Consider the following 24,290-nt stretch of genomic DNA (forward strand, 5'->3'; position numbering starts at 1 on the left):
GCGCGCCGCCGAAGATGCGGAAGTCGTGCGCGTACACGAAGACCGTGCGGCCCTCGACCGTGCCCCAGCCGGTGATGACACCGTCGGTGTAGGGCTTCTTGCCCTCCAGGCCGAAGCCCGTCGCGCGGTGCCGGCGGAGCTGCTCGACCTCCTTGAAGGAGCCTTCGTCGAGGAGCAGCGCGATGCGCTCGCGGGCGGTCAGCTTGCCCTTGGCGTGCTGGGTCTCGGTCGCGCGGTCACTGGGGCCGCGCCGCGCCTGCTCGCGCAGGGAGTGCAGCTCGGCCACGCGCCCACGGGCGTCCGTCGGCTCGCTCGGGGTCTGGTCCACAACGGTCATGTACCGACCTTACGAAGCGCGAGGTCAAAAACCTCCGTTGATTCCACACAGTCTCGGGTGTCATCAGCTGTCCGGCCCGCACAGAACGGTTCGGGGATGCGCGTACTCCACCAGACGGGGCCGTCGTCCTTTGTCACTCCTCTACAAATCGGCCTGACACCCCGCCTAGAAGTTGAAATTTGAACGAAATGGGTCTAGCGTCGTTCTTGTTGAAAGTTCAACGAACATCCTACCGAGGAGGAAGCCATGGGTCTCTTCACCCGCCGCAACCAGACCGCTCACGTCCAGGAGGGTTCCAGCGCCGTCGCCACGCTCGAAGCGGACCCGGCCCTCGCCGCCCTCACCGGCGACTACGTCATCGACGCCGGTCACAGCAGCATCGGATTCACCGTCCGCCACGCCATGGTGACCAACGTCCGGGGCAGCTTCACCGACCACGAGGGCACTCTGCACCTCGACGGCGGCGACCCGTCCCGCTCCACCGCCGCCATCGACGTCAAGATCGCCTCGATCAGCACCGGGATCGCCGACCGCGACACCCACCTGCGCAGCGGGGACTTCTTCGACGCCGAGGCCTTCCCGCTGATGACGTTCCGCTCCACCGGGGCGGCCCGGGTCGGCGGCGACACGTACCGCATCACCGGCGAGCTGACGATCAAGGACGTCACGCGGCCGCTCTCCATCGACCTGGAGTTCGCCGGCTCCGCCACGGACGTCTACGGCAACGAGCGCGTCGGCTTCGAGGGCTCCGCCGAGATCCTGCGCTCCGACTGGGGTCTGACCTGGAACGCGGCGCTGGAGGCCGGTGGTGTGATGGTCAGCGACAAGGTGAAGCTGACCTTCGACATCTCGGCCATCAAGCAGGCAGCCTGACCCGCCCGCCACCGCCCCGGTGGGGGAGGCTAGAAGCCGCCCCCACCGTCGAATCCGCCGCCTCCGTCGAATCCGCCGCCGCCGCCCCAGTCGCCGCCTCCGAAGTCGGACGGGTTGAAGTCGGCCCCCGAGACGTCCCCGCCCTCGGAACCGCCGCCCCAGTCCCCGCCGCCGAAGTCCGAGGCGTACGCGGGGCTGGACATCATCGAACCGAGCATCGTGCCCACGAGCAGGCCGGGCAGGATGCCGCCGCCGAAGTACCCGCCGGCCCACGGGCCGTACGCCGGGCCCGCGTCGTAGTAGGGACGCCGGCCGTAGTCCGTGTCCACCGTGCGGACCGCGGGGTCCAGGCCGTCGCGCAGCCGGACGGCGTCCGCCGTGCAGACCGGCACGGTACGGGCGGCGCCGCCGGCCGGAGCCCAGGAGGCGTCCTCGGTGCTCGGCCCGTGCCGGGGGTCGAAGAAGCAGGGCGAACGGCGCTCGGGTACCGGCCGCCCCTGACGGCGCGCGTCCAGGCTGGCCAGGGCGAAGCGGCCGTCCTCCAGTGCCTGCGTCACGCCCTGGACCTCGTCGGGCCGCTGCACGGAGGCCATGATCTGCTTGGCCTTCTCGTACGAGTCGAGCCCCTGCTCGTAGTCCCTGCGCATGGCGTCGTCGGCGCCGGGCTCACCGGGGTGGAAGTCGAGGCGGTCGAGTTCCTCGCCGAAGGCGGTGATGTCCTCGTCGACGACCACGCTCAGCCGCTCGATGGCCTCGCGGCGGGCCTCTTCCTTCTTCTTCCGGTTGCGTCGGACCAGCGCGTACGCCCCGCCGCCGCCTACCGCGGCCACCACGCCCAGGGTGATCAGACCGCCGACCGGGGCGCCGCCGTCATCGGCGGCGCCGCCCCAGGAGGCCGGGGCGCTGCCCTTGGCCTGGCTCAGTGCCTGGTCCACGAAGTTGTTGAGCTGCGTGCTCGCGTCCACCGGGGCGCCCGTCTTCACGGCCTCGGTGAGGTTGCGCACGGCATTGGCCGGCATGACCCCCCTGTCGGCGCCGGCGTTGAAACCGTCGCCGAGCCGGATCGCGTAGAGCCCGGTGATCCCGGTCTCGGCGCGGACGGCGCCCAGCACCTTGTCCTGCGGGAATTCGGCGGTGGCCGGCAGCACGGCGACGAAGACCGGCTTCCCCGCGTCCTTGATCTTCTGGGCGAGCGCCTGCGCCGCCGGAGCCGGCAGCTGCGCCTCGGCCCGGGGATCGACGTAGACCGGCCCCTCCTTGAGGGCCTCCGCGACGGCGGCGACTCCGGTGGCCGCGGCTGCCTGCGGCGCGGCCACGAGGGCGCTCGCCGACAGGGCCAGCAGCAGGCCGGACAGCAGGGATCCACAACGTACGGGTAGCAGCCTGATCCTCATACGCACGACGCTACCCGAACCGGCACTTTCCTGTGTGAGCAGGACATAAGTCCCGTCGTGCTCACCGCCGAGGACCTCGCCGGGCCCTGGCCCGGCGAGGTGGGGCGGACTACTCGGCGGGTTCGACGCCCGCGTGGAGCAGGCCGTACGTGAAGGCGTCCTCCAGGGCCTGCCAGGACGCCGCGATCACGTTCGGGGCCACCCCGACCGTGGACCACTCGCGGACGCCGTCCGTCGTGGCGATCAGCACGCGGGTCGTGGACTCCGTGCCGTGCTTGCCCTCCAGGATGCGGACCTTGTAGTCGACCAGCTCGAACTTGGCGAGCTGCGGGTAGAACCGCTCCAGCGCGACCCGCAGTGCCCGGTCCAGGGCGTTGACGGGGCCGTTGCCCTCGGCCGTCGCGACGATCCGCTCGCCCTTGGCCCACAGCTTGACCGTGGCCTCGTTGGCGTGGGTGCCGTCCGGGCGGTCCTCGACGATCGCCCGCCAGGACTCGATGCGGAAGTACTTGCGGGCCCGGCCCTCCGCCTCGGCCCGCAGCAGCAGCTCGAAGGAGGCGTCGGCCGCCTCGTACGTGTAGCCCTGGAGCTCCCGCTCCTTGACCCGCTCCACGACCCGGGAGATCAGCGCGCGGTCCCCGTTCAGCTCGACGCCGAGCTCCTTGCCCTTGAGCTCGATGGAGGCGCGGCCGGCCATGTCGGAGACCAGCATCCGCATGGTGTTGCCGACCCGCTCGGGGTCGATGTGCTGGTAGAGGTCCGGGTCGACCTTGATGGCCGAGGCGTGCAGGCCCGCCTTGTGCGCGAAGGCGGAGACGCCGACGTACGGCTGGTGCGTGGAGGGCGTGAGGTTGACGACCTCGGCGATGGCGTGCGAGATGCGGGTCATCTCGGCGAGCGCGCCCTCGGGGAGCACCTTGCGGCCGTACTTGATCTCCAGGGCGGCGACGACGGGGAAGAGGTTGGCGTTGCCGACGCGCTCGCCGTAGCCGTTCGCCGTGCACTGCACGTGGGTGGCGCCCGCGTCGACCGCGGCCAGGGTGTTGGCGACGGCGCAGCCGGTGTCGTCCTGGGCGTGGATGCCCAGACGGGCGCCGGTGTCGGCGAGGACCGTCGCGACGGTCGCCGCCACCTGCGCGGGCAGCATGCCGCCGTTGGTGTCGCAGAGGATGACGACGTCGGCTCCGGCCTCGTGGGCGGCGCGTACGACGGACTTCGCGTACTCGGCGTTGGCCCGGTAGCCGTCGAAGAAGTGCTCGCAGTCGACGAAGACCCGGCGGCCCTGGCCGACCAGGTAGGAGACGGTGTCCCGGACCATCTCCAGGTTCTCGTCCAGGGTGGTGCGCAGGGCGAGTTCGACGTGACGGTCGTGGGACTTGGCGACGAGCGTGACGACCGGGGCGCCGGACTCCAGCAGGGCCCGCACCTGCGGGTCCTCGGCGGCCGAGCCGCCCGCCCGCCGGGTCGCGCCGAAAGCGACCAGCTGCGCGTTCTTGAAGTCGATCTCGGCGCGGGCGCGGGCGAAGAACTCGGTGTCGCGCGGGTTGGCACCGGGCCAGCCGCCCTCGATGAACCCCACTCCGAACTCGTCGAGGTGACGGGCGATCGTCAGCTTGTCGGCGACCGTGAGGTTGATGCCCTCGCGCTGGGCGCCGTCGCGCAGGGTGGTGTCGAAGACGTGGAAGCAGTCGTCCAGGCCTCCGGACAGCGCGGATGCCGCCTCTGGTGTCGTCGTCATGCTGATCTGACTCCTGTCGGTGAGTGGTTCCGGATGCCCGCCAAAGGGGCAGGCCGCCGCCACTGCCCCCATCATCGCGCGCAGGCCGGTCCCGGCAGGGTTGGGCCGGGAAACGAAAAAACCCCTCGCGGGTAGCGAGAGGTCTGCGCGCGGGTCTGGGGCACGGTGGCCGCTTCCGCGAAGTTCTTCCACGGTTCAGCGGCCACTGGGGACCGGCGCGCTGCTGGCGATAATCATGAGCTGAGCAGGCACGCTCGCAGTGTGCCACAACGCGTGCGGCTCGCGGACACGGATCTCAGCATGCGGGCACGACCCCGTCCGCCGGACGGCGCCGGTGCCGCCCGGCCCGGTGCGGCCCCGTTGCCGGGCTACGGCCGGGGGGCGAGGGATTCCGTGAGGAACTCGCGGACGTGGTCCAGGATCTCCTCCCGGTCCACCGTCGGCAGACCGACCGCCAGCTGGATGCTGAATCCGTCCAGCAGGGCCCTGATGCGGGCCGCCACGCGGTCGGGGTCCACCGGCCGGAACTCGCCGCGCGAGATGCCCTCCGCGAGCAGGGCCACCAGGTCGCGGTGCCAGGCGCCCTCGATGGCCGCCTGGCGGTCGCGCTCCTGGGGTCCGGCGTTCTGGGAGCGGTTCCAGACCTCCAGCCACAGCGTCCAGTGCGGGTCGCGGGCCCGCGTGGGCACGTACAGGTCGACGTAGGCCCGCAGGCGCTCGGCCACCGGGCCGCGCCGGGACAGCAGGGCCCGCCGCTCGGTGCCCAGTTCCGCCTCGCTCCACTCCAGGGTCTGCAGCAGGAGCTCGTCCTTGCTGCGGAAGTAGTAGAGGAGGTGGCCGCTGCTCATGCCGACCTCGCGGCCGAGACCGGCCATGGTCAGGCCTTCCAGGCCCCGCTCGGCGATCGTGGCCATGGCGGCGACGAGTACGTCCTCGCGCGGGGGCGCGTTCTTGCGCGCCGCCCGTACCGGTACTCCACCCGCCGCCATGGGCCCACTCCTCGTTCGTCCGTCCGCCGCCGGTCCCCCGTGGGTCAGACCTTCGGCTGCTGCTGGGTGATGCAGTGGATTCCGCCGCCCCCTGCGAAAATCGTACGTGCGTCGACGAGCGTCACGGTCCGCTCGGGGAACAGTCCGCGGAAGATCTCGGCGGCCTCCTCGTCGCGCGGGTCGTCGAAGGAGCACAGCACGACACCGCCGTTGCACAGGTAGTGGTTGATGTACGAGTAGTCCACCCACTCCCCGTCCTCCTCCAGCACGGTCGGCGCGGGGATCTCCACGACCTCCAGCCGCCGGCCCCGGGCGTCGGTGGAGGCCCGCAGGATGGCGGCGATGGTCTTGCAGCGCTCGTGGTCCGGGTGGGCCGGGTCGGGCTGCGCGTGCACCATGACCACGCCGGGGCGGGCGAAGGCGGCGACGATGTCCACGTGGCCCTGGGTGCCGTAGGTGCCGTAGTCGCCGGCCAGGCCGTACGGGAGCCAGATCGCCTTCGTGGTGCCCAGGTGGGCGTGGATCTCGGCCTCCACCCGCCGGCGGGTCCAGCCGGGATTGCGGCCCTCGCCGAGCTGAACGGTGTCGGTGAGGAGCACGGTGCCCTCGCCGTCGACGTGGATGGCGCCGCCCTCGTTGACGAGCGCGGTGCTGTACGTCCGGGTGCCCGCCAGGTCGGAGACGGCCCGGGCGATCTTCGAGTCGTGGTCCCAGCGCGCCCACTCCTGGGCGCCCCAGCCGTTGAAGGTCCAGTCCACCGCGGCCAGTTCGCCGGCGTCGTTGGTGACGAAGGTCGGACCGATGTCGCGCATCCAGGCGTCGTCGAGCTCGCGCTCGACCAGCTGCACGTCGTCGCCGACGACGGCGCGGGCGCCCTCGGCGTCGCCGGGCGAGACGACCAGGGTCACGGGCTCGTACGAGCGGACCGCCCGGGCCACGGCGCCCCATGCCTCCCGGGCCTCGGCGAGCTCCTGCTCGTTGGTGAAGGTGGGGTTGGGGCCGGGCCAGGCCATCCAGGTGCGCTCGTGGGGGGTCCACTCGGCGGGCATCCGGAAGCCGTCGTTCACGGGCTGTGCGGTCATGGCAGGCGGGTCCTTACGGGCTGTGCTGACTTAAAGGAAGTACAGGCGGTTGAGGGAGACCGACTCGGCGGCTTCGGAGCGCAGCGGTTCCCCGTCGAGGGAGACGAGGCCGCTGCGCGCGTCCACGTCGACCGCGCCCACCCGGGAGTTGAGGAGCAGGTCCTTCGGGCCGATGCCGCGGGTGCCGCGGACGGCCACCCGGCGCCGGCGGGTCGGCATCCCGTCGGAGCCGAGCGCAGCGGCCGCGGCGGAGACGAAGGCGACGGAGATGTCGGCCGCGGTGGCTCCGTACGAGCCGAACTGCGGTCCGAGGACCAGCGGTTCGCAGGTGTCCGTGGCGGCGTTGGGGTCGCCGGTGACCCCGTACGCCGGAAAGCCGGACTTGAGGACCAGCTGCGGTTTGGCGCCGAAGAACTGCGGGCGCCACAGGACGATGTCGGCGAGCTTGCCGACCTCGATGGAGCCGATCTCGTGGGCCAGGCCGTGTGCGATGGCGGGGTTGATGGTCAGCTTGGCCATGTAGCGCAGGACGCGGGCGTTGTCGTCGCCCTCGCCGTCGCCGTCCAGCGGACCCAGCTCGCCCTTCATCTTGGCGGCCATGGCGAAGGTGCGGCGGATGGTCTCGCCCGCGCGGCCCATGCCCTGGGCGTCGGAGGAGGTGATGCCGATGGCGCCCAGGTCGTGCAGGACGTCCTCGGCCCCCATGGTGCCGGCGCGGATCCGGTCGCGGGCCATGGCGGCGTCGCCCGGCAGGTCCGGCTTGAGGTCGTGGACGGAGACGATCATGCCGTAGTGCTCGGCGACCGCGTCCCGGCCGAAGGGCAGGGTGGGATTGGTGGAGGAGCCGATGACGTTCGGTACGCCCGCCATCTTCAGGACGTTCGGTACGTGTCCGCCGCCGCAGCCCTCGATGTGGAAGGCGTGGATGGTCCGGCCGTCCAGTACCCGCAGGGTGTCCTCGACGGAGAGGCACTCGTTGAGGCCGTCGCTGTGCAGGGCGACCTGTACGTCGTGCTCCTCGGCGACCCGCAGGGCGGTGTCCAGGGCGCGGGTGTGCGCGCCCATGTCCTCGTGGACCTTGAAACCGGAGGCACCGCCCTCGGTCAGGGCCTCGACCAGGGGGGCCGCGTCCGAGGAGGAACCCCGGGCCAGGAAGCCGATGTTGACGGGCCAGGCGTCGAAGGCGTTGAAGGCGTGCTTCAGCGCCCACGGGGAGTTGACACCGACGCCCCAGACCGGGCCGAACTCCTGGCCGATGACCGTGGTGACGCCCGCCGCGAGCGAGGCCTCCATGATCCGCGGGGAGAGCAGGTGCACGTGGGTGTCCACGGCGCCGGCGGTGGCGATCAGGCCCTCGCCGGAGACGATGCTCGTGCCGGTTCCGACGACCACGTCCACCCCGTCGAGGGTGTCGGGGTTGCCGGCCCGGCCGATCGCGTGGATGCGGCCCTCGCGGATGCCGACGGAGACCTTCCGGATACCGAGGACGGCGTCGATGACCAGCACGTTGCTGATGACGACGTCGCAGGTCCCGCGCACGGCGGCGGCCTTCAGGTGCAGGCCGTCGCGGGCGGTCTTGCCGAAGCCCGCCAGGAACTCGTCGCCGGGCTTCTGGGCGTCGGACTCCACCCGCACGGTGAGCCCGGAGTCGCCCAGCCGCACCCGGTCGCCCGCGCGGGGGCCGAAGACCGAGGCGTACTCGTGCGGGTCGATGTGCCGGCTGCCGGGCGCGCAGTGATCGCTGTGGGGGGTCTGGCGGCTCACGCCTGTGCTCCTTCGCTGCCGGTGTCACGTACGCCGAGGTAGCCGCAGGCGGCGGCCCGGCGCAGGGCCTCTTCCTTCGCGCCGGGCGCGTCCAGCGGCCCGTCCACCAGGCCGGCGAAGCCGATGGCGATCCGGTCGCCGCCGACCGGCACCAGACCGACCTCGCCCTCTCCGTGCGGGTCGAACCGGACGGACGAGCCGGCCGGGACGCACAGCCGCATGCCGTAGGCCGCCGCGCGGTCGAAGTCGAGCCGCGGGTTGGCCTCGAAGAAGTGGAAGTGGGAGGTGACGCTCACCGGGACGGGCGCGGTGTTGCGCACGCGCAGGTGCACTGCCGGCTCCGGCTGGGGGACGCCGGGTCCCGGGAGGACCGCCCCGGGGGCGTCGTCGCCGAGCGGCACGGCGCCCCTGACGGGGGACGAGACCACCGCGAGCCGGGAGCCGTCGTCGAAGACGGCCTCCACGTGCACCTCGGTGACCACGTCGGCCACGCCCGGCAGGACGTCGTCGGGGCCCAGCACGCTGCGGGCCTCCTCGATGGCCTCCGCGAGCCGCTTGCCGTCGCGCGCGGCCTCGCAGACCGTGTCCGCGATCAGCGCGGTGGCCTCCGGGACGTTGAGCTTCAGGCCCCGGGCCCGTCGGGCCCTGGCCAGTTCCGCAGCGCTGCGGAGCAGCAGCCGGTCGCGCTCCGTAGGGGTCAGCCGCACGCCGATCCACCACCTCTTGAGTCGATGGGTTAGAGCATCACTCTAACTCTTCATTCGTCGGCAAGGAATCATTGACCTGGGACCTGGGCTTAGGTCACATTGAGTGTCGCTCAAAGAATGCGCAACCACCCCCCGCCCTGCCAAGGGAGTCCCCCTATGCCCATCGAACAGCGCGGAGTCGACACCATCCCCGAGGAGGAGCGGACGAGCGGTCCCCGTGACCTGATCTCGATCCTGCTCGGCTCCAACCTCTGCCTCGGCGTGATCGTGTTCGGCTGGCTTCCCCCGTCCTTCGGACTGGGCCTGTGGCCCTCGGTCACCGCCATCGTGACCGGCACGCTCGTCGGCATCGCGTTCACCGCGCCGCTGGCGCTGGTCTCCCTGCGGACCGCCACCAACCTCTCCACCTCCAGCGGTGCGCAGTTCGGCGTCCGCGGCCGCCTCGTCGGCTCGGTGGTCGGACTGCTGCTCTCCCTCGGCTACACCGCGCTGACCCTGTGGATCGGCGGCGACGTGATGGCCGGCGTCCTGTCCCGGCTCACCGGGCTGCCGGACACCGGAGCGTCCAGGGCCGTGATGTACGGGGTGCTGGCCGCGTGCACCGTCGTCGGGGCCGTCTTCGGCTACCGGCTGCTGCTGCGCATGAGCAAGGTCCTGTCCATCGGCATGGTGGTCCTGCTGGCCGCCGGGCTCTTCGCGTACGCGCCGGACTTCACCACCGCCGCGCCGCCGGACACCGCCTACCTGCTCGGCTCCTTCTGGCCGACCTGGCTGCTCGCCGCCGTCGCCGCCGGGCTCAGCGGCCCGGTCGCCTTCATCACCCTGCTCGGCGACTACACGCGCTACATCTCGCCCCGCAAGCACGGCTCGCGCACGGTGTTCCGGGCCACCGGCCTCGGCCTGCTGGCCGGCCTGCTGGTACCGCAGCTCTTCGGCACCTACACCGCGCTCGCCGCCGGAGCCGGCGCCGAGTACGCGGGGCCGCTGGTCGGCGCCGCCCCGTTCTGGTACCTGGTGCCGCTGCTCGCCGCCGCCGCGGCCGGTTCGGTGGGCAACGCCGGCCTGATGCTCTACTCCATGGGCCTCGACCTCGACGCGATCGTCCCCAGGGCCACCCGCACCACGGCCACCGTGATCGCCGCGGCCGTCGCCACCGCCTTCGTGTTCGTCGGCTCCTTCGAGTGGGACGTGCAGTCGGCGATGACCTCCTTCGTCCTGCTGCTGACCGCGGTCGGCACCCCGTGGGCCGTGATCACCCTGATCGGCTACGTGCGCTGCCGCGGGCAGTACGACGCCGACGCCCTCCAGGTCTTCAACCGCCGCACGGTGGGCGGGGTCTACTGGTACCGCGGCGGCTGGAACGTGGCCGCCACCGCTTCCTGGGCGATCGGCGCGGGCGTCGGCCTGCTGTCCGTGACCACCCCCTTCTACGAGGGCCCGCTGCTCGCCCTGACCGGCGGCGTGGACTGTTCCTTCGTCCTCTCCGGCCTGACCGGCGGGCTGGTCTACACGGCCCTGACCGCCCGCACCGCTCCGGCGGCCGTTCCCGCCGAGGACCCGGAGCCCGCGCCCGCGGCCGCCTGAGCCGCCCCGCACGCAGGAAGGCCCGCGCCCCCGGAGACCGGGGCGCGGGCCTTCGTACGTGCGGGGGCCGGGTCAGCCCAGCGGGTGCATCCAGCCGTGGGTGTCGGCCGCGTGGCCGGTCTGGAGTTCCAGCAGGGCCTTGCGCAGGCGCATGGTGACCTGGCCCGGCCGGCCGTCGCCCTGGGTCCAGTTGGCGCGCTCGGACTTGACCGAGCCGACGGGGGTGATCACGGCGGCGGTGCCACAGGCGAACACCTCGGTGAGGGTCCCGTTCGCGTTGTCGCGCTCCCAGTCCTCGGTGGTGAGGCGGCCCTCCTCGGCGGTGTAGCCGAGGTCGCGGGCGATGGTGAGGAGCGAGTCGCGGGTGATGCCGGGAAGGAGCGAGCCCGTCAGCTCCGGGGTGACGATGCGGTCGCCGTACACGAAGTACAGGTTCATCCCGCCCATCTCCTCGATCCAGCGGTGCTCGACGGCGTCGAGCCAGACCACCTGGTCGCAGCCGTGCGAGGCGGCCTGGGCCTGGGCGACGAGGGAGGCCGCGTAGTTGCCGCCGGTCTTGGCGGCGCCGGTGCCGCCCTTGACGGCGCGCACGTACTCCTCGGAGAGCCAGACGGAGACCGGCTTGACGCCGCCGGGGAAGTACGCGCCCGCGGGCGAGGCGATGACGATGAAGAGGAACTCGTTGGCCGGACGGACGCCCAGGCCGACCTCGGAGGCGAACATGAACGGCCGCAGGTACAGGGAGGCCTCGCCGGAGTCCGGGACCCAGCCCCGGTCCTGCGTGACGAGCGCGTCGCAGGCGGCGATGAACAGGTCCACCGGCAGCTCCGGCATCGCCATGCGGCGGGCGGAGGCCTGGAAGCGCTCGGCGTTGGCCTCGGGCCGGAAGGTGGCGACGGTGCCGTCGGGCTGGCGGTAGGCCTTGAGACCCTCGAAGATCGTCTGCGCGTAGTGCAGCGTCATGTTCGCCGGGTCGATCGCCAGGGGCGCGTACGGGACCAGCTCGGCATCGTGCCAGCCGCGGCCCTCGGTCCACTTGATCGTCACCATGTGGTCGGTGAAGTGGCGGCCGAAGCCGGGGCTGGCCAGGATCGCCTCGCGCTCCGCGTCGGACAGCGGGTTCGAGGAGGGCTTGAGCTCGATCGTGGGCGTCGTCATGAGTGCTTGTCCTTCACCGGTTGTGTATGGCGGACCGCGCTCACGGCGTACTAGGACGTCCGAGCTTCCCCGCATTCCGCGGCCTCGCGTTCGATTATCGCGCGCACGGAGGTTTCGGAGAAGCGGGGGTTGCGGCCCAGGGAGATGGTGGCACCCGGGGCCGCACAGGGAAAGCCGCCGGGTCCCCTATCCGACCCGACGGCTTCCTGGAGTGGCGCCGCCGGGTCAGCCGGCTACGCGCGCGGCGAGGGCGTCGCCGATGGCGTCGGTGGAGCGGAAGGTGCCGTCGCGCTCCGCGAGGTCGGCGCTGACCGCGTCCTCGATGCGGCCGGCCTCGGCCTCGTAACCGAGGTGGCGCAGCAGGAGGGCGACCGAGAGGATCGTCGCGGTCGGGTCGGCCTTGCCGGTGCCGGCGATGTCCGGGGCCGAGCCGTGGACGGGCTCGAACATGGACGGGAAGGCACCGGTCGGGTTGATGTTCCCCGAGGCGGCCAGGCCGATTCCGCCGGTCACGGCCGCGGCCAGGTCGGTGAGGATGTCGCCGAAGAGGTTGTCCGTGACGATGACGTCGAAGCGCTCGGGCTGGGTGACGAAGAAGATCGTCGCGGCGTCGACGTGCAGGTAGTCGGTGCTGACCTCGGGGTACTCCTGGCCGACCTTGTCGAAGATGTTCTTCCACAGGTGGCCGGCGTACACGAGGACGTTGTTCTTGTGGACCAGCGTCAGCTTCTTGCGCGGGCGGGCGTTCGCCCGCTCGTACGCGTCACGGACCACGCGCTCCACGCCGTACGCGGTGTTGAGGCTGACCTCGGTGGCCACCTCGGCGGGGGTGCCGGTGCGCAGCGAGCCGCCGTTGCCGGTGTAGGGGCCTTCGGTGCCCTCGCGGACCACGACGAAGTCGATCTCCGGACGGCCGGCCAGCGGGGTGGCCGTGTTGGGGAAGAGCTTCGACGGGCGCAGGTTGATGAAGTGGTCGAAGGCGAAGCGGAGCTTGAGCAGCAGCCCGCGCTCCAGCACGCCCGACGGGACCGAGGGGTCGCCGATGGCTCCCAGCAGGATCGCGTCGTGGTGCCTCAGGGCTTCGAGCTCCGCGTCCGGGAGGGTCTCACCGGTGCGGTGCCAGCGCTGGGCGCCGAGATCGTATTGCCTGGTCTCCAGCTTCACATCCTGGGGCAGGACCGCGGTAAGGACCTTGAGTCCCTGAGCCACGACTTCCTGGCCGATGCCATCACCGGGGATCACTGCGAGATTGATGCTGGTCGACATGGCGAAACCGTACTCCGTGTCCCAGCCCTCAGACATATTGCGTCCAGCATTCGGACCAATGGGGACGCAACATGTCCGGGCCGGACGGTCGTCAGCGGCCGGTCGAGCCGCCGTTGTCACGGCGGTCGAGGGCCCGCTGGAGGGCTGCGGCGGCGTTCTTGCGGTCGGCGTCGGCGGTGGAGGAGTGGCGGACGCGGCGGACGGCAGCGGTGGTGGGGGTCATGTGGATCGACTCCTTGAGATCACGGCGTGGCGGGGCCACGGATGAGGGGGTTCCTTCAAGGCGCCGGAAGAGGCGGGGAGCGGTGCGCGGCAGGGGTTGCCTGCCCGGGGCGCACGCTCTCGACCGCCATTCGCCTGATCGGCGAGACGTTCGGCTCCTACAAAGCTAGGCCAGGTCCCGCTGTATGTCTCCGCAATTACTCGGACTTCCTACTATCTGAGACGCCGGACCGGCCGGTAGGCCTCCCACACGGCTCCGCTTTCAGCTTCTCTCCGAACGAAGTTCCCTGATCAGAGCCACTACGGCGAGAGTTGAGGCGGCTTCCGGTGTGGTGACGTACCCCACGCGCCTCACCGGCCCCCGGGGACCCAATCCAGTGATGTCGACGGCCTCGGTCGCCTCGCGGAGGGACAGCCCGGGCATGATCGCCATGCCGAGCCCGCGGCCGACCATGGTCAGCACCATCGCGTCGTCCTCCGCCTTCACCGTCGCCCGCGGGATCCAGTCCTGCGCCAGCCACCAGGTGCGGGTGTAGGAGCCGCAGTTCTCGTCCCAGTCCATCAGGGGCAGCGCCTTCGGATCGGGATGCCCGGCCGGGTGCACCAGCGCGTACGCATCCTCCATGAGCACCCCGCTCAACAGGCCGGGCGGCAGTCCCCGCGCCATGCCCAGGGTGGCGATGCCCAGGTCGGCGCGGCCGGCCGCCACCTCGCCGGCCGTGCCGGGGCCGATCTCGCGGACCACCCGGACCTCGGGGCGGATGCCCGGGTGCCGGGCCGTGAGCCGGTGCAGGGCGGGCGGCAGCAGGTGCAGGGCCGCGCTGCGGAACGCGGCGATCCGCAGCACGCCCCCGACCGTGTCGCGATCCGGTGCGCCCCGGCCCGCGCCGCGCACCTCCGCGCCCATGACCTCGTACAGCCGCAGGATCCTGCGCGCGTGGCCGACGGCCCGCTCCCCCGCCGGGGTGGGCGCGGCCCCGGTCCGGCCGCGCTCGAAGAGGACCGCGCCGATCTTGGCCTCGCTGCCGCGCACGGAGTGCGAGACGGCCGACTGGGTGAGGCCCAGCGCGGCGGCCGCCGCGGAGAAGCCGCCGGACTCGGCCACGGCGACCAGGATCCGCAGTTCCTGCGGGAGGAGTTCGGACACCGGGGCCCCCACCTCGTTCTATGAGCGTCGTTCATGGCTGTGCGGCTTCCATGAGCGAAACCCCCTGCCCGGCCCGGAGATTCCTTCCTAGCGTCTGGGGCATGACCACCGTTACCGCTCGCGCCGTGCACCAGATCGCCCGCCCCGCCGGCTTCCCCGCCGCCACGGACTTCGCCTACGCCGCCTACCCGGTCCCGGAACCGGGGCCCGGGACCGCCCTGGTGGAGAACCTGCTGCTCTCGGTGGACCCGTACCACCGCGGGCTGATGGACGGCGGCGAGGGAGGTTTCGCGCTCGGCACCCCGCTGGAAGGCCGCTCGGTGGGCCGCGTGGTCGCCTCGCGCGACCCGGGACTGGCGCAGGGCGACCTCGTCTTCCACCGCGAGGGCTGGCGCACGCACGCCCTCGTCACCCTCGGGGTGGCCGGAACGCGCAAACTGCGCGGCCACGCGGGCGTTCCGCTGGAGGCCTACCTCTCGATCCTCGGCGGCACCGGCCTCACCGCGTACGCCGCCCTGACCCGGACCGCGGCGCTGCGGGAGGGCGAGGACCTGTTCGTCTCCGCCGCCGCGGGCGGGGTGGGCGTGGCGACCGGCCACATCGCCCGGCTGCTCGGCGCCCGCCGGATCATCGGGAGCGCGGGATCGGCGGCCAAGGTCCGCCACCTGACGGAGAACCTCGGCTTCGACGCGGCCTTCGACTACCACGACGGCCCGGTCGGCGAGCAGCTCGCGAAGGCGGCCGCGGCGGTGTCCGGGGGAGGCGTCGACGTCTACGTGGACAACGTGGGCGGCGACCACCTGGAGGGCGCGATCGACGTGCTGCGCGAGCACGGGCGGATCGCCTGGGTGGGGGGCATCTCGATGTACAACGGCGACCGCTCCCCCGCCGCGCCCCGCAACCTCTTCGAGGTGGTGCACAAGTCGCTGCGTCTCGAGGGGGTATTGGTTCGCCATCACACCAATCTCCAGGAGGAGCTGGAGGACTTCCTCGTCCCTCATCTGCGCAGCGGCCGGATCGGTACCGATACCACCGTTGTCCAGGGATTCGACCACACGGTGGACGCCTTTCTCGGCATGCTCCGAGGCGAGAACCTGGGCAAGATGCTCGTCCGGATCAGCAGCTGATTCCAGCCACCCGGATGTTCACCGATTTCTTACCGCACGGCTGTAGACCTTTGGTGCCCCTCCCGCCACTCTTGCCGTCGATGTGCCAGCGGGGCACGCGAGTTGGAGGCGAGGGGCCAGTGACACCGATCAGCCGAAGAGGGTTCGTGGGAATCGGCGCCGGGCTCGTGGCGGGAGCGGCCCTGCCCGCCGTCACGGCGACGACGGCGGCCGCGGCCGCCGCGACCGGCACGATCACCGATGTGAAGCACGTGGTGATCCTGATGCAGGAGAACCGCAGCTTCGACCACTACTTCGGAAGGCTGAAGGGTGTCCGCGGGTTCGGCGACCGCGCCGCCGGCAACCTCCCCGGCGGCTGGGGCATGTTCAACCAGCCCAACTGGGGCGGCCGCCAGTACCCGTGGAAGCTCTCCGCCACCCCGGCGGCCGGCGGGGCCGACAGCGAGACCCTGGCCCAGTGCACCGGCGACCTCCCGCACAGCTGGACCTCGCAGCACGCGGCCTGGAACAAGGGCCGGATGGACAACTGGGTCGTCGGCGTCGGCAAGACCCACACCCTCGGCTACCTGGACCGCGGGGACATACCCTTCCACTACGGGCTCGCCGACAACTACACGGTCTGCGACGCGTACTTCTGTTCCACGCTCAGCGCCACCGGCCCGAACCGCACCTTCCTGTGGAGCGGCAAGGTCGACGCCTCCAGCAAGGACGGCGGCGACGAGTCCGGGCTGACCTGGGAGACGTACGCGGAGGCCCTCCAGCGCGCCGGCGTGAGCTGGAAGGTCTACCAGAACGCCCAGGACAACTACGGCGACAACGGCCTGGCCTACTTCAAGAAGTTCACGGACGCCGCCCCCGGCAACCCGCTGTGGGACCGGGGCATGGGCTCCGTCCCCAAGGTCACCGGCTCCACTCCGGACGACATCGCGGCCGCCATCCGCGCGGACGTCGTCGCCGGCACCCTCCCCCAGGTCTCCTGGGTCGTGGCCAACGAGGCCTTCTCGGAGCACCCGTACGCCCCGCCGGGCGACGGCGCCCACTTCGTGGACCTCGTCTACCGGGCGCTGGCGGCCAGCCCCGAGGTCTTCGACTCCACCGTCCTCTTCCTCAACTACGACGAGAACGACGGCTTCTTCGACCACGTGCCGCCGCCGGTCGCCCCGCCCGGCACACCGGGCGAGTACATCGACGGCACCCCGATCGGCCTCGGCTTCCGGGTCCCGATGATCGTCATGTCCCCGTGGACGCGCGGTGGCTGGGTGAGCTCCGAGGTCTTCGACCACACCTCGGTGCTGCGGTTCATGGAGAAGTGGACGGCCGCCCTCGGCACCCCCGCCACCTGTCCCAACATCAGCGCGTGGCGCCGCACGGTGACCGGCGACCTGACCGGCGTCTTCGACTTCGCGCACCCGGTCTACGGGGTCCCCGCCGGCCTGCCGTCCACGGCCAAGGTGATCGGCCAGGCGACCTGCGGCCCGCTGCCCAACCCGGCGCCGCAGGACAACGCCCTCCCTGCGCAGGAGCCCGGCACGCGCCCGGCGCGCGCCCTTCCGTACCAGGTCAACGGCAACCTGGACCGCTTCGAGTTCGGCGCGGCCGGCAAGATCCTGGCGTGGTTCTCGATGACCAACCAGGGCGCGGAGGCGAAGCGGGCGGCGCACTTCTCGATCCACCCGCACCAGTACCGGGACACGGCGGCCTGGCAGTACACGGTGGACGCGGGCGGCACCGGCAGCGACTACTTCAACATCGGCCTCGGATACGGCTCGGGCAAGTACGACATCTCGATGCACGGGCCGAACCGCTTCCTGCGCCGCTTCACCGGCGACGCGTCGAAGGCGGGCAAGGCGATCGAGGTGGCGGCCCGCTTCGCGGTGGAGCCTGGCACGGGCAAGACCGCGATCTACTTCAGGATGACGAACACGTCGGCCGCGCCCGTCACCTTCACGATCCGCTCGAACGCCTACCGCACGGACGGCCCGTGGACGTACACCGTCCCGGCGAACTCCTCCCGCGAGGACTACTTCAACGCCGTGGCCTACAGCAACGGCTGGTACGACTTCACGGTCCTGGCCGACTCCGACGGCACCTGGTCGCGCCGCTACACGGGCCACATCGAGTCGGGGGCGGCCAGCATCTCCGGCTGACGGAGCTACAGCACGTCCCCGTTGCGCCAGTCGAAGTCCAGTCGCCCGGCGGGGTCCGGAAGGGCCCCGCCGGGCGGCACCCACAGGTAGGTGCCGCCCTCCTCGCCCGGGAGCGGCTCGGGCCCCCGCGGCCCGAGCACTCCGATGTGCCCGCCCCACACCTGCCAGCCGCGGCCGCGGTACAGCCCGGCCCCGTCCTGCGACGCCGACAGCGCGCCGAGCACGTAGGCCCGCCCGATGACCGCTTCCAGCCCGGCCATGACGGCGCTCCCGATCCCGCGCCGCCGCCGGTCGGCCCGTACGGCCACGGCCTCGACGTACCCGGCCCGCAGCGCCCGCCCCCGGTGCACGACCCGCCGCTGCACGACGCTCCCGTGCGCGACGAGCTCCCCGCCCTCGTGCACCAGGGCGTGCATCCCGCCGAGCCCGTGCTCGAAGTCCTCGTCGGAGAAGTCCTCCTCGAACGCGCGGTCGAGCAGGGCCCGGATCTCCTCCAGCGCGCCGGGGCCCAGCTGCGAGGTGTGCGCGAGGTGCGTCCGTGTATCGGTCATGGAACCAGTGTCCCTCCGCCAACGATCGGCCTGTAGGTTCCTGGCCGTCGCCGGGCGCGCCCCGCCACACTCGCCCCATGTCGCCTGATGCCCAGCAGTGGACCCCCACCCACGGCCTGCCGTACCGCCCGGCCGCCTACCGGCCCGCGCGGATGCCGAGCCTGGAATCCCTCGCCCGCGCAGCCGAGTTGCGCGCCCGGATGGACGAGCGGCGGACCGTACGCCACTTCTCCACCGACCCCGTGCCCGAGCAGGTCGTCCGGGACGCCGTCGCGTGCGCCGCGACCGCCCCCTCCGGGGCGCACCAGCAGCCCTGGACCTTCGTCCTCGTCAAGGACCCGGCGGTGCGCCGGCGGATCCGCGCCGCCGCCGAGCAGGAGGAGGCGCGCTCCTACGACGGCCGCCTCGGCGACGAGTGGCTCGCCGCCCTGCGCCCGCTCGGCACGGACGCCGTGAAGACCCACCTCACGGACGCCCCGGCCCTGATCGTGGTCTTCCAGCAGCGCTACTGGCTCGGCCCGGACGGCACGAAGCGCAAGCACTACTACGTCGACGAGTCGGTCGGCATCGCGGTCGGCATGCTCCTGACCGCGCTCCACCTGTCCGGCCTGGCGGCCCTGGTCCATACGCCGAGCCCGATGCGTTTCCTCTCCCACGTCCTGGGCCGCCCGGAGAACGAGAAGGCCTTCGCGGTCGTCCCGGTCGGCTACCCGGCGGACGACTGCGAGGTCCCGGACCTGGTCCGCAAGTCCCTGGACCAGGTCATCGTCGAGGTCTGACCACGTCATCGGCGGAGGGCTCCGGGGGCTGCTCCGGAGCCGCTCCGAGGTCCGGAGCGCCACCGAGCGCCGAAGCCAGCCGCATCCCGATCCGGACCCGGTCCTCCGGCGTGCAGGTCTCCATGGCCGCCCGCACCTGCCGCAGGATCAGCCAGTCCCTCACCACCTTGGCGACACCGAGCACGGCCGCCGTCACGATCGCCGCGGTCAGCATCAGCGGTACCTCGCCCGGTTCTGCTCGGTTATCCACTCGGCGGTGAAGGTGGACTCCCCGGTATCGCAAGAGCCCAGCGCGCGCACGACCACATACGCGTCTTCGAGTGCGATGGTCCCCCGCGCGCGCGGCTTTCCGCGGGCCGGGCGGTAGGCGACGCCTTCCGGCGGGGGCGCCGCGAGTCCGCTCCTGCGCAGGTTGCGTTCCACGTCGTCCTGGTCCCTGCCGCAGCACCATTCGATGACCAGGTCGGTATAGGCGTGGCTGTACGTGTTGGCCCAGCCGTGCGCGGCCCCGGCCTCGTTGACCAGGAGCGGGCGCCTGAGCAGCCGGCTGAGCACGACGTCGCGCAGCACCGGCTGCGGGCCGCCGCGCCTGTCGTACCAGGCGGGCAGGTCCTCTTCCTCCCGACGGTCGAGGGCGGTGGGGCTCCCGCGCCACAGCTCGGTCAGCACCTCGGTGTCCTCCGGAAGGCGCGGGCCCCACTCCGGGTCCGGGTGGGTGAGCCGGATCGCGGCGTCGTCTCCGACGTTCCGGAGCGTCCACGCCCCGTCGTGGCCGGCCGGCCTCAGACCGGGCACACCGCGCAGGCCGCCGTAGTCCGAGTCGAACGTGGGCAGCAGTTCCGCGATGACGCGGTGTGCCATCTGCGGGTGGAGCGCGAGCGTCAGTCCGTCCGTCGTCGGTACCGCGCCCGTCACGCCGAGGACGGCACCGTCGACCTGTTCGTCGCGCAGCGCGTTGGCGAGCACGTACGCCACCCGCGCCTCGAAGGCGCGCTGCGCCGCCGAGCGGCCGTCCGGGACCGGCTGGTGTCGTGTGATGAGGCCTGCGGCCGCCCACTGGGCGCACCTGGTGTGGGGGATCCCCGTCGCCCTGGCGCAGAGTGTCGCGGTCCGATGCCGATTGCTGCCGTGCGTGGACATACGTCTCCTCGAAGCCCCGTCCCGGAACGGCGCGCAGAGGTCTCGTACATCTCGACAAGCTGCACAGTCACGTACGGGAACTCGTGAGAGCCCTTTACCCCCCTCGGGTTACCGGGCCCGAGTCTGTGGAGCATGTCTCCGTACCAACGCATCGAAGGCTAGCAGCGGTTACGGGCCCTTGTCCGCCCGCTGCGGGATCTCCCGCAGATGCGCTGAACGGATCGGCGCCCCGGCCGGAAACTGGAACCGCCCCCGCTCCGGACTTGGGGGTACCGGAGCGGGGGCGGGGCTCAGTGGGGCGGGGTTCAGCCCATGTGCGGGTAGCCGTACTCGGTCGGCGCGACCAGGGTCTCCTTGATGGAGCGGGTCGAGGTCCAGCGCTGCAGGTTGGTAGCGGCGCCCGCCTTGTCGTTCGTACCCGAGGCGCGGCCGCCGCCGAAGGGCTGCTGGCCGACCACGGCGCCGGTGGACTTGTCGTTGATGTAGAAGTTGCCCGCCGCGAAGCGGAGCTTCTCCATCGCGTCCGCCGCCGCGTACCGGTCCGCCGCGATGATCGAGCCGGTCAGGGCGTACGCCGAGACGGACTCCATCTGGGCCAGCATCGCGTCGAACTCGGCGTCCTCGTAGACGTGCACGGCGAGGATCGGGCCGAAGTACTCGGTCGTGAAGACCTCGTTCGACGGGTCGGTGCACGCGATGACGGTCGGGCGGACGAAGTAGCCCTCCGAGTCGTCGTACGTGCCGCCCGCGACGATCTCGCAGGTCGGGTCGGCGATGGCGCGGTCGATGGCGGCCTTGTTCTTGGCGAACGACCGCTCGTCGATGACGGCGCCGATGAAGTTGGTCAGGTCGCGGACGTCACCCATGGCGATGCCGTCGACCTCGGCCGCGAAGGCCTCCTTGAAGCCGTCGTTCCAGATCGAGGCCGGAACGTAGGCGCGCGAGGACGCCGAGCACTTCTGGCCCTGGAACTCGAAGGAGCCGCGGGTCAGCGCCGTCTTCAGGACCGCGCGGTCCGCGGACGGGTGCGCGACGACGAAGTCCTTGCCGCCGGTCTCGCCGACCAGGCGCGGGTAGGACTTGTACTTCTCGATGTTGTTGCCGACCGTCTTCCACAGGTACTGGAAGGTCTTGGTCGAGCCGGTGAAGTGGATCCCGGCCAGCTCGGGGTGGTTCAGGGCCACCTCCGACACCGCGATGCCGTCGCCCGTCACCAGGTTGATGACGCCCTTCGGCAGGCCGGCCTCCTCCAGGAGCTCCATGAGGAGGACCGCGGAGTGGGTCTGCGTCGGGGACGGCTTCCACAGGACCACGTTGCCCATGAGGGCGGGGGCGGTCGGCAGGTTGCCGGCGATGGCCGTGAAGTTGAACGGCGTGATCGCGTAGACGAAGCCTTCGAGCGGGCGGTGGTCGCTGCGGTTCCACACGCCGGCGGAGTTCGCGACCGGCTGCTCGGCCAGGATCTGGCGGGCGAAGTGGACGTTGAAGCGCCAGAAGTCGACGAGCTCGCACGGGGTGTCGATCTCGGCCTGCTGCGCGGTCTTCGACTGGCCCAGCATGGTGGAGGCGGCGAGCTTCTCGCGCCACGGGCCGGACAGCAGCTCGGCGGCGCGCAGGATGATCGCGGCGCGGTCGTCGAAGGACATCGAACGCCAGGCCGGGGCGGCGGCGAGGGCGGCGTCGATGGCCTCCTGCGCGTCGGCCTGGGTGGCGTTGGCGTAGGTGCCGAGCACGGACTTGTGGTCGTGCGGCTGGACCACGTCGAAGCGCTCGCCGCCGCCCATCCGCTTGACGCCGTTGATCGTCATCGGGAGGTCGATCGGGTTCTCGGACAGCTGCTTGAGCTGCGTTTCGAGACGTGCGCGCTCCGGGGTGCCGGGGGCGTACGAGTGGACCGGCTCGTTGACCGGAGCGGGGACCTGGGTCACAGCATCCATGGGGCTGGTAACTCCTTGACCTAGTTCTTGGCTAGTTCTTGGTGATCATCGAGCGGAGGAAGAACAGCAGGTTGGCCGGCTTCTCCGCGAGGCGGCGCATGAAGTAGCCGTACCAGTCGGTCCCGTACGCGGTGTAGACCCGCATCCGGTGGCCCTCGGCGGCCAGCCGCAGGTGCTCTTCGCTGCGGATGCCGTACAGCATCTGGAACTCGTACTCGTCCAGTTTGCGCCCGGCCTGGCGGGCCAGCTCCTGGCCGATGGCGATGAGCCGCGGGTCGTGGGACCCGATCATCGGGTAGCCCTCGCCCTCCATGAGGATCTTCATGATCCGGACGTACGCCTTGTCGATCTCACCCTTGTCCTGGTACGCGACCTCGGCGGGCTCCTTGTAGGCGCCCTTCACGATCCGGACGCGGCTGCCGGCGGCGGCCAGGCGGCGGGCGTCGGCCTCGGTGCGGAAGAGGTAGGCCTGGATCACGCAGCCGGTCTGCGGGAAGTCCCGGCGCAGCTCCTCGTGGATGGCGAACATCGAGTCGAGGGTGGTGTGGTCCTCGGCATCGAGCGTCACGGTGGTGCCGATGGCGGCGGCGGCCTCGACGACCGGGCGGACGTTGGCGAGGGCGAGCTCGTGGCCGCCCTCCAGCGCCTGGCCGAACATCGACAGCTTGACCGACATCTCGGCGGTCTCGCCGAGGCCCAGCTCCGCGAGGCGCTCGATCAGCTGGAGGTAGGCGTCGCGGGCGGCGTGCGACTGCGCGACCTCGGTGATGTCCTCGCCCACGACGTCGAGGGTGACCTCCAGGCCCTTGCGCGTGAGGTCCTCGACGATCGGGATGACCTGGTCGACCGTCTCACCGGGGATGAACCGGTTCACCACGGGCTTGGTCACCGGGGCGGCAGAGACGATACGGCGCATCTTGTCGCTGCGCGAAGCGGCGAGGATCACGGGACCCAGCACGGGGCACCTCCAGCGGGTGGCAGAAGAAAAGCTCAAGTAAAACCACCGTGAAACCTAAGGATCGGTTTGATCCTCTGCCATCGACAGCTGTCACGCATCCGTGGCCCCGATCTCATACATCTGTCTGAAGAGCCTCTGCGAGGGTGGGAGAATGCTGGGGTGAAGGGCGATTACCAGGACCTGGTGGACGAGATCTCCGCGCTGCTCGGCGCCCCGGCGACCCTGGAGAACCGGGACTTCCGGCTCATCGCCTTCGGCGCCCACGACAGCGACGACGATCAGGCGATGGACCCGGTACGGACCCGCTCGATCCTGACCCGCCAGTCGACCGCGGCCGTCCGCTCCTGGTTCGAGGGCTTCGGCATCGCCCGCGCCACCGGGCCGGTCCACATCCCGGCGGCGCCCGAGGCCGGGGTGTTCCGGGGGCGGATCTGCCTGCCGGTGCGCTTCCGGGGCATCGTGCAGGGGTACGTGTGGCTCCTCGACCAGGAGCCGGGGCCGGGCCCGGCGGAACTGGCCGCGGCCATGGAGGTGGCCCAGCGGATCGGGGTCCTGCTGGCCGAGGAGGCGAAGGCGGGGGCGGACCTGTCGCGGGAGTTCCAGGCGGTGCTCACGGCCGCGCGGGGCTGGCAGCAGGACATGGCGGTGGCCGCGCTGCGGGTCGCCCTCGGCCCGGGCGGGGACGGGCTGCACGCGGCGGTGTGCGTGGCGCCGTGGTCCGGGGAGGCTCCGCCGTCGGTGCCGGGCGCGGCGGCGCTGTGCGTCGTACCGCGGCGCGGCGGCGCTCACGCGGGCGGGGCCGCGGGCACGGGCACGGGTGGCACCGCGGGCGGGGGCGGTCTGGCGCTGGCGGTGCTGCTCCGGCTGCGCTCGACGGACGCACTGGCTCCGGCCCTGACGGCGGTCGCGCGGCTGCTGCCGCGCGCGCCGGCGCCCGCGGCGGACGCCGCGGCGGCCCCGAGGACCGTGACCGCCGGGGTCGCCGATCCCGTCCGCACCCTCGCGGCGCTGCCCGACGCGTGGGAGCAGGCCGTCGCGGCGGCCCGGGCGGCCGCCGCGCAACCCCGGTTCGGCCCCGTCGCCCAGTGGTCGGCGATCGGCCCGTACCGGCTGCTGGCCGCCGTGGCCGCCGACCCGGTGGACGACCCGGCGACGCGCGCCCTGCTGAGCCCGGCCCACCGCGAACTCTCCCGTACCGCGGAGGTGTTCCTCGACTGCGCCGGCCAGGCGGGCCGCGCGGCGGCGGCCCTGGGCATCCACCGCCAGACGCTGTACTACCGCCTCGCCCGGGTGGAGCAGCTCACCGGACTCGACCTGGACGAGGGCGAGGACCGGCTGCTCCTCCACATGGCCCTGAAGGCCGCCCGCATGGCCTGAGCCGTGCCCTTCG

General features: G+C 71.8%; 22 protein-coding genes. 6 read left to right on the top strand and 16 right to left on the bottom strand.

Annotated elements, in window-relative coordinates; all coding sequences use genetic code 11:
- Nucleotides 1-337: carboxyl transferase domain-containing protein (locus ACFCZ1_RS27495; protein ID WP_376680958.1), on the bottom strand; the 337-nt coding region annotated here is incomplete at its 3' end.
- Between the two features lie 246 nt (nt 338-583).
- Between ACFCZ1_RS27495 and ACFCZ1_RS27500 the strand changes: the two genes are divergently transcribed.
- Nucleotides 584-1,210 carry a YceI family protein gene (locus ACFCZ1_RS27500; protein WP_376680959.1) on the top strand — a complete coding sequence of 209 codons (627 nt, stop codon included), beginning with the start codon at nt 584-586 and terminating at the stop codon, nt 1,208-1,210.
- Nucleotides 1,211-1,239: 29 nt separating this feature from the next.
- Here the strand turns inward: ACFCZ1_RS27500 and ACFCZ1_RS27505 are convergent, their stop codons facing one another.
- The 6 genes from ACFCZ1_RS27505 to ureA all read right to left on the bottom strand — a co-directional run bounded on the left by ACFCZ1_RS27505 (nt 1,240) and on the right by ureA (nt 8,884).
- Nucleotides 1,240-2,604 carry a hypothetical protein gene (locus tag ACFCZ1_RS27505; RefSeq protein ID WP_376680960.1) on the bottom strand — a complete coding sequence of 455 codons (1,365 nt, stop codon included), beginning with the start codon at nt 2,602-2,604 and terminating at the stop codon, nt 1,240-1,242.
- Between the two features lie 109 nt (nt 2,605-2,713).
- The gene (cimA, locus tag ACFCZ1_RS27510) at nt 2,714-4,342 is read right to left on the bottom strand and encodes a citramalate synthase (RefSeq protein WP_376680961.1); all 1,629 of its coding nucleotides are present in this window, start codon (nt 4,340-4,342) and stop codon (nt 2,714-2,716) included.
- 368 nt (nt 4,343-4,710) lie between these two features.
- Complete coding sequence (locus tag ACFCZ1_RS27515) at nt 4,711-5,331, bottom strand: TetR/AcrR family transcriptional regulator (RefSeq protein WP_376680962.1); 621 nt, start codon at nt 5,329-5,331, stop codon at nt 4,711-4,713.
- A 44-nt stretch (nt 5,332-5,375) separates the two neighbouring features.
- Nucleotides 5,376-6,413 (bottom strand): agmatine/peptidylarginine deiminase, encoded by a 1,038-nt coding sequence (locus tag ACFCZ1_RS27520; RefSeq protein ID WP_376680963.1) that lies wholly within the window; start codon nt 6,411-6,413, stop codon nt 5,376-5,378.
- Between the two features lie 30 nt (nt 6,414-6,443).
- Complete coding sequence (locus tag ACFCZ1_RS27525) at nt 6,444-8,177, bottom strand: urease subunit alpha (RefSeq protein ID WP_376680964.1); 1,734 nt, start codon at nt 8,175-8,177, stop codon at nt 6,444-6,446.
- On the bottom strand, nt 8,174-8,884 hold the full coding sequence (gene ureA, locus ACFCZ1_RS27530; protein WP_376680965.1) for an urease subunit gamma: 711 nt from the start codon (nt 8,882-8,884) through the stop codon (nt 8,174-8,176). Before ureA ends, ACFCZ1_RS27525 begins: the two co-directional genes overlap by 4 nt.
- A 156-nt stretch (nt 8,885-9,040) precedes the next feature.
- Between ureA and ACFCZ1_RS27535 the strand changes: the two genes are divergently transcribed.
- Nucleotides 9,041-10,468 (top strand): cytosine permease, encoded by a 1,428-nt coding sequence (locus ACFCZ1_RS27535; protein ID WP_376680966.1) that lies wholly within the window; start codon nt 9,041-9,043, stop codon nt 10,466-10,468.
- A gap of 72 nt (nt 10,469-10,540) precedes the next feature.
- On the opposite strand, the gene ACFCZ1_RS27540 is transcribed toward ACFCZ1_RS27535, so the two are convergent.
- The 4 genes from ACFCZ1_RS27540 to ACFCZ1_RS27555 form a co-directional block, all read right to left on the bottom strand.
- Entirely contained in the window at nt 10,541-11,626 is a 1,086-nt protein-coding gene (locus ACFCZ1_RS27540; RefSeq protein ID WP_376680967.1) for a branched-chain amino acid aminotransferase, read from the bottom strand.
- Between the two features lie 225 nt (nt 11,627-11,851).
- Nucleotides 11,852-12,892, bottom strand: a complete 1,041-nt coding sequence (locus ACFCZ1_RS27545) for a 3-isopropylmalate dehydrogenase (protein ID WP_376680968.1) — start codon at nt 12,890-12,892, stop codon at nt 11,852-11,854.
- 91 nt (nt 12,893-12,983) lie between these two features.
- Complete coding sequence (locus ACFCZ1_RS27550; protein WP_328927824.1) at nt 12,984-13,115, bottom strand: hypothetical protein; 132 nt, start codon at nt 13,113-13,115, stop codon at nt 12,984-12,986.
- Nucleotides 13,116-13,376: 261 nt separating this feature from the next.
- Nucleotides 13,377-14,261, bottom strand: a complete 885-nt coding sequence (locus ACFCZ1_RS27555; RefSeq protein ID WP_376680969.1) for a LysR family transcriptional regulator — start codon at nt 14,259-14,261, stop codon at nt 13,377-13,379.
- A gap of 101 nt (nt 14,262-14,362) precedes the next feature.
- Between ACFCZ1_RS27555 and ACFCZ1_RS27560 the strand changes: the two genes are divergently transcribed.
- Together ACFCZ1_RS27560 and ACFCZ1_RS27565 are read left to right on the top strand one after the other, a co-directional pair.
- Nucleotides 14,363-15,388, top strand: coding sequence for an NADP-dependent oxidoreductase (locus tag ACFCZ1_RS27560; RefSeq protein ID WP_376680970.1), 1,026 nt, complete (start codon nt 14,363-14,365; stop codon nt 15,386-15,388).
- Between the two features lie 119 nt (nt 15,389-15,507).
- Nucleotides 15,508-17,535, top strand: a complete 2,028-nt coding sequence (locus ACFCZ1_RS27565; protein WP_376680971.1) for a phosphocholine-specific phospholipase C — start codon at nt 15,508-15,510, stop codon at nt 17,533-17,535.
- Between the two features lie 5 nt (nt 17,536-17,540).
- Here ACFCZ1_RS27565 and ACFCZ1_RS27570 read toward each other — a convergent pair whose 3' ends face one another.
- Complete coding sequence (locus ACFCZ1_RS27570) at nt 17,541-18,086, bottom strand: GNAT family N-acetyltransferase (RefSeq protein WP_376680972.1); 546 nt, start codon at nt 18,084-18,086, stop codon at nt 17,541-17,543.
- A gap of 77 nt (nt 18,087-18,163) precedes the next feature.
- Here ACFCZ1_RS27570 and ACFCZ1_RS27575 point away from each other — a divergent pair, with 77 nt between their 5' ends.
- Nucleotides 18,164-18,865, top strand: coding sequence for a nitroreductase family protein (locus tag ACFCZ1_RS27575; protein WP_376680973.1), 702 nt, complete (start codon nt 18,164-18,166; stop codon nt 18,863-18,865).
- Here the strand turns inward: ACFCZ1_RS27575 and ACFCZ1_RS27580 are convergent.
- The 4 genes from ACFCZ1_RS27580 to ACFCZ1_RS27595 all read right to left on the bottom strand — a co-directional run bounded on the left by ACFCZ1_RS27580 (nt 18,849) and on the right by ACFCZ1_RS27595 (nt 22,900).
- On the bottom strand, nt 18,849-19,079 hold the full coding sequence (locus ACFCZ1_RS27580; protein ID WP_376680974.1) for a hypothetical protein: 231 nt from the start codon (nt 19,077-19,079) through the stop codon (nt 18,849-18,851). The genes ACFCZ1_RS27575 and ACFCZ1_RS27580 overlap by 17 nt on opposite strands.
- Nucleotides 19,079-20,005, bottom strand: coding sequence for a hypothetical protein (locus tag ACFCZ1_RS27585; protein ID WP_376680975.1), 927 nt, complete (start codon nt 20,003-20,005; stop codon nt 19,079-19,081). The genes ACFCZ1_RS27580 and ACFCZ1_RS27585 overlap by 1 nt, the downstream gene beginning before the upstream one ends.
- Nucleotides 20,006-20,310: 305 nt before the next feature.
- Entirely contained in the window at nt 20,311-21,942 is a 1,632-nt protein-coding gene (gene pruA / locus ACFCZ1_RS27590) for an L-glutamate gamma-semialdehyde dehydrogenase (protein ID WP_376680976.1), read from the bottom strand.
- A gap of 31 nt (nt 21,943-21,973) precedes the next feature.
- Complete coding sequence (locus ACFCZ1_RS27595; RefSeq protein ID WP_328927816.1) at nt 21,974-22,900, bottom strand: proline dehydrogenase family protein; 927 nt, start codon at nt 22,898-22,900, stop codon at nt 21,974-21,976.
- A 159-nt stretch (nt 22,901-23,059) separates the two neighbouring features.
- Between ACFCZ1_RS27595 and ACFCZ1_RS27600 the strand changes: the two genes are divergently transcribed.
- The gene (locus ACFCZ1_RS27600) at nt 23,060-24,277 is read left to right on the top strand and encodes a PucR family transcriptional regulator (protein ID WP_376680977.1); all 1,218 of its coding nucleotides are present in this window, start codon (nt 23,060-23,062) and stop codon (nt 24,275-24,277) included.
- Nucleotides 24,278-24,290: the final 13 nt, after the last annotated feature.

It is taken from the genome of Streptomyces sp. NPDC056224, assembly GCF_042267665.1.
Classification (GTDB): Bacteria; Actinomycetota; Actinomycetes; order Streptomycetales; family Streptomycetaceae; genus Streptomyces.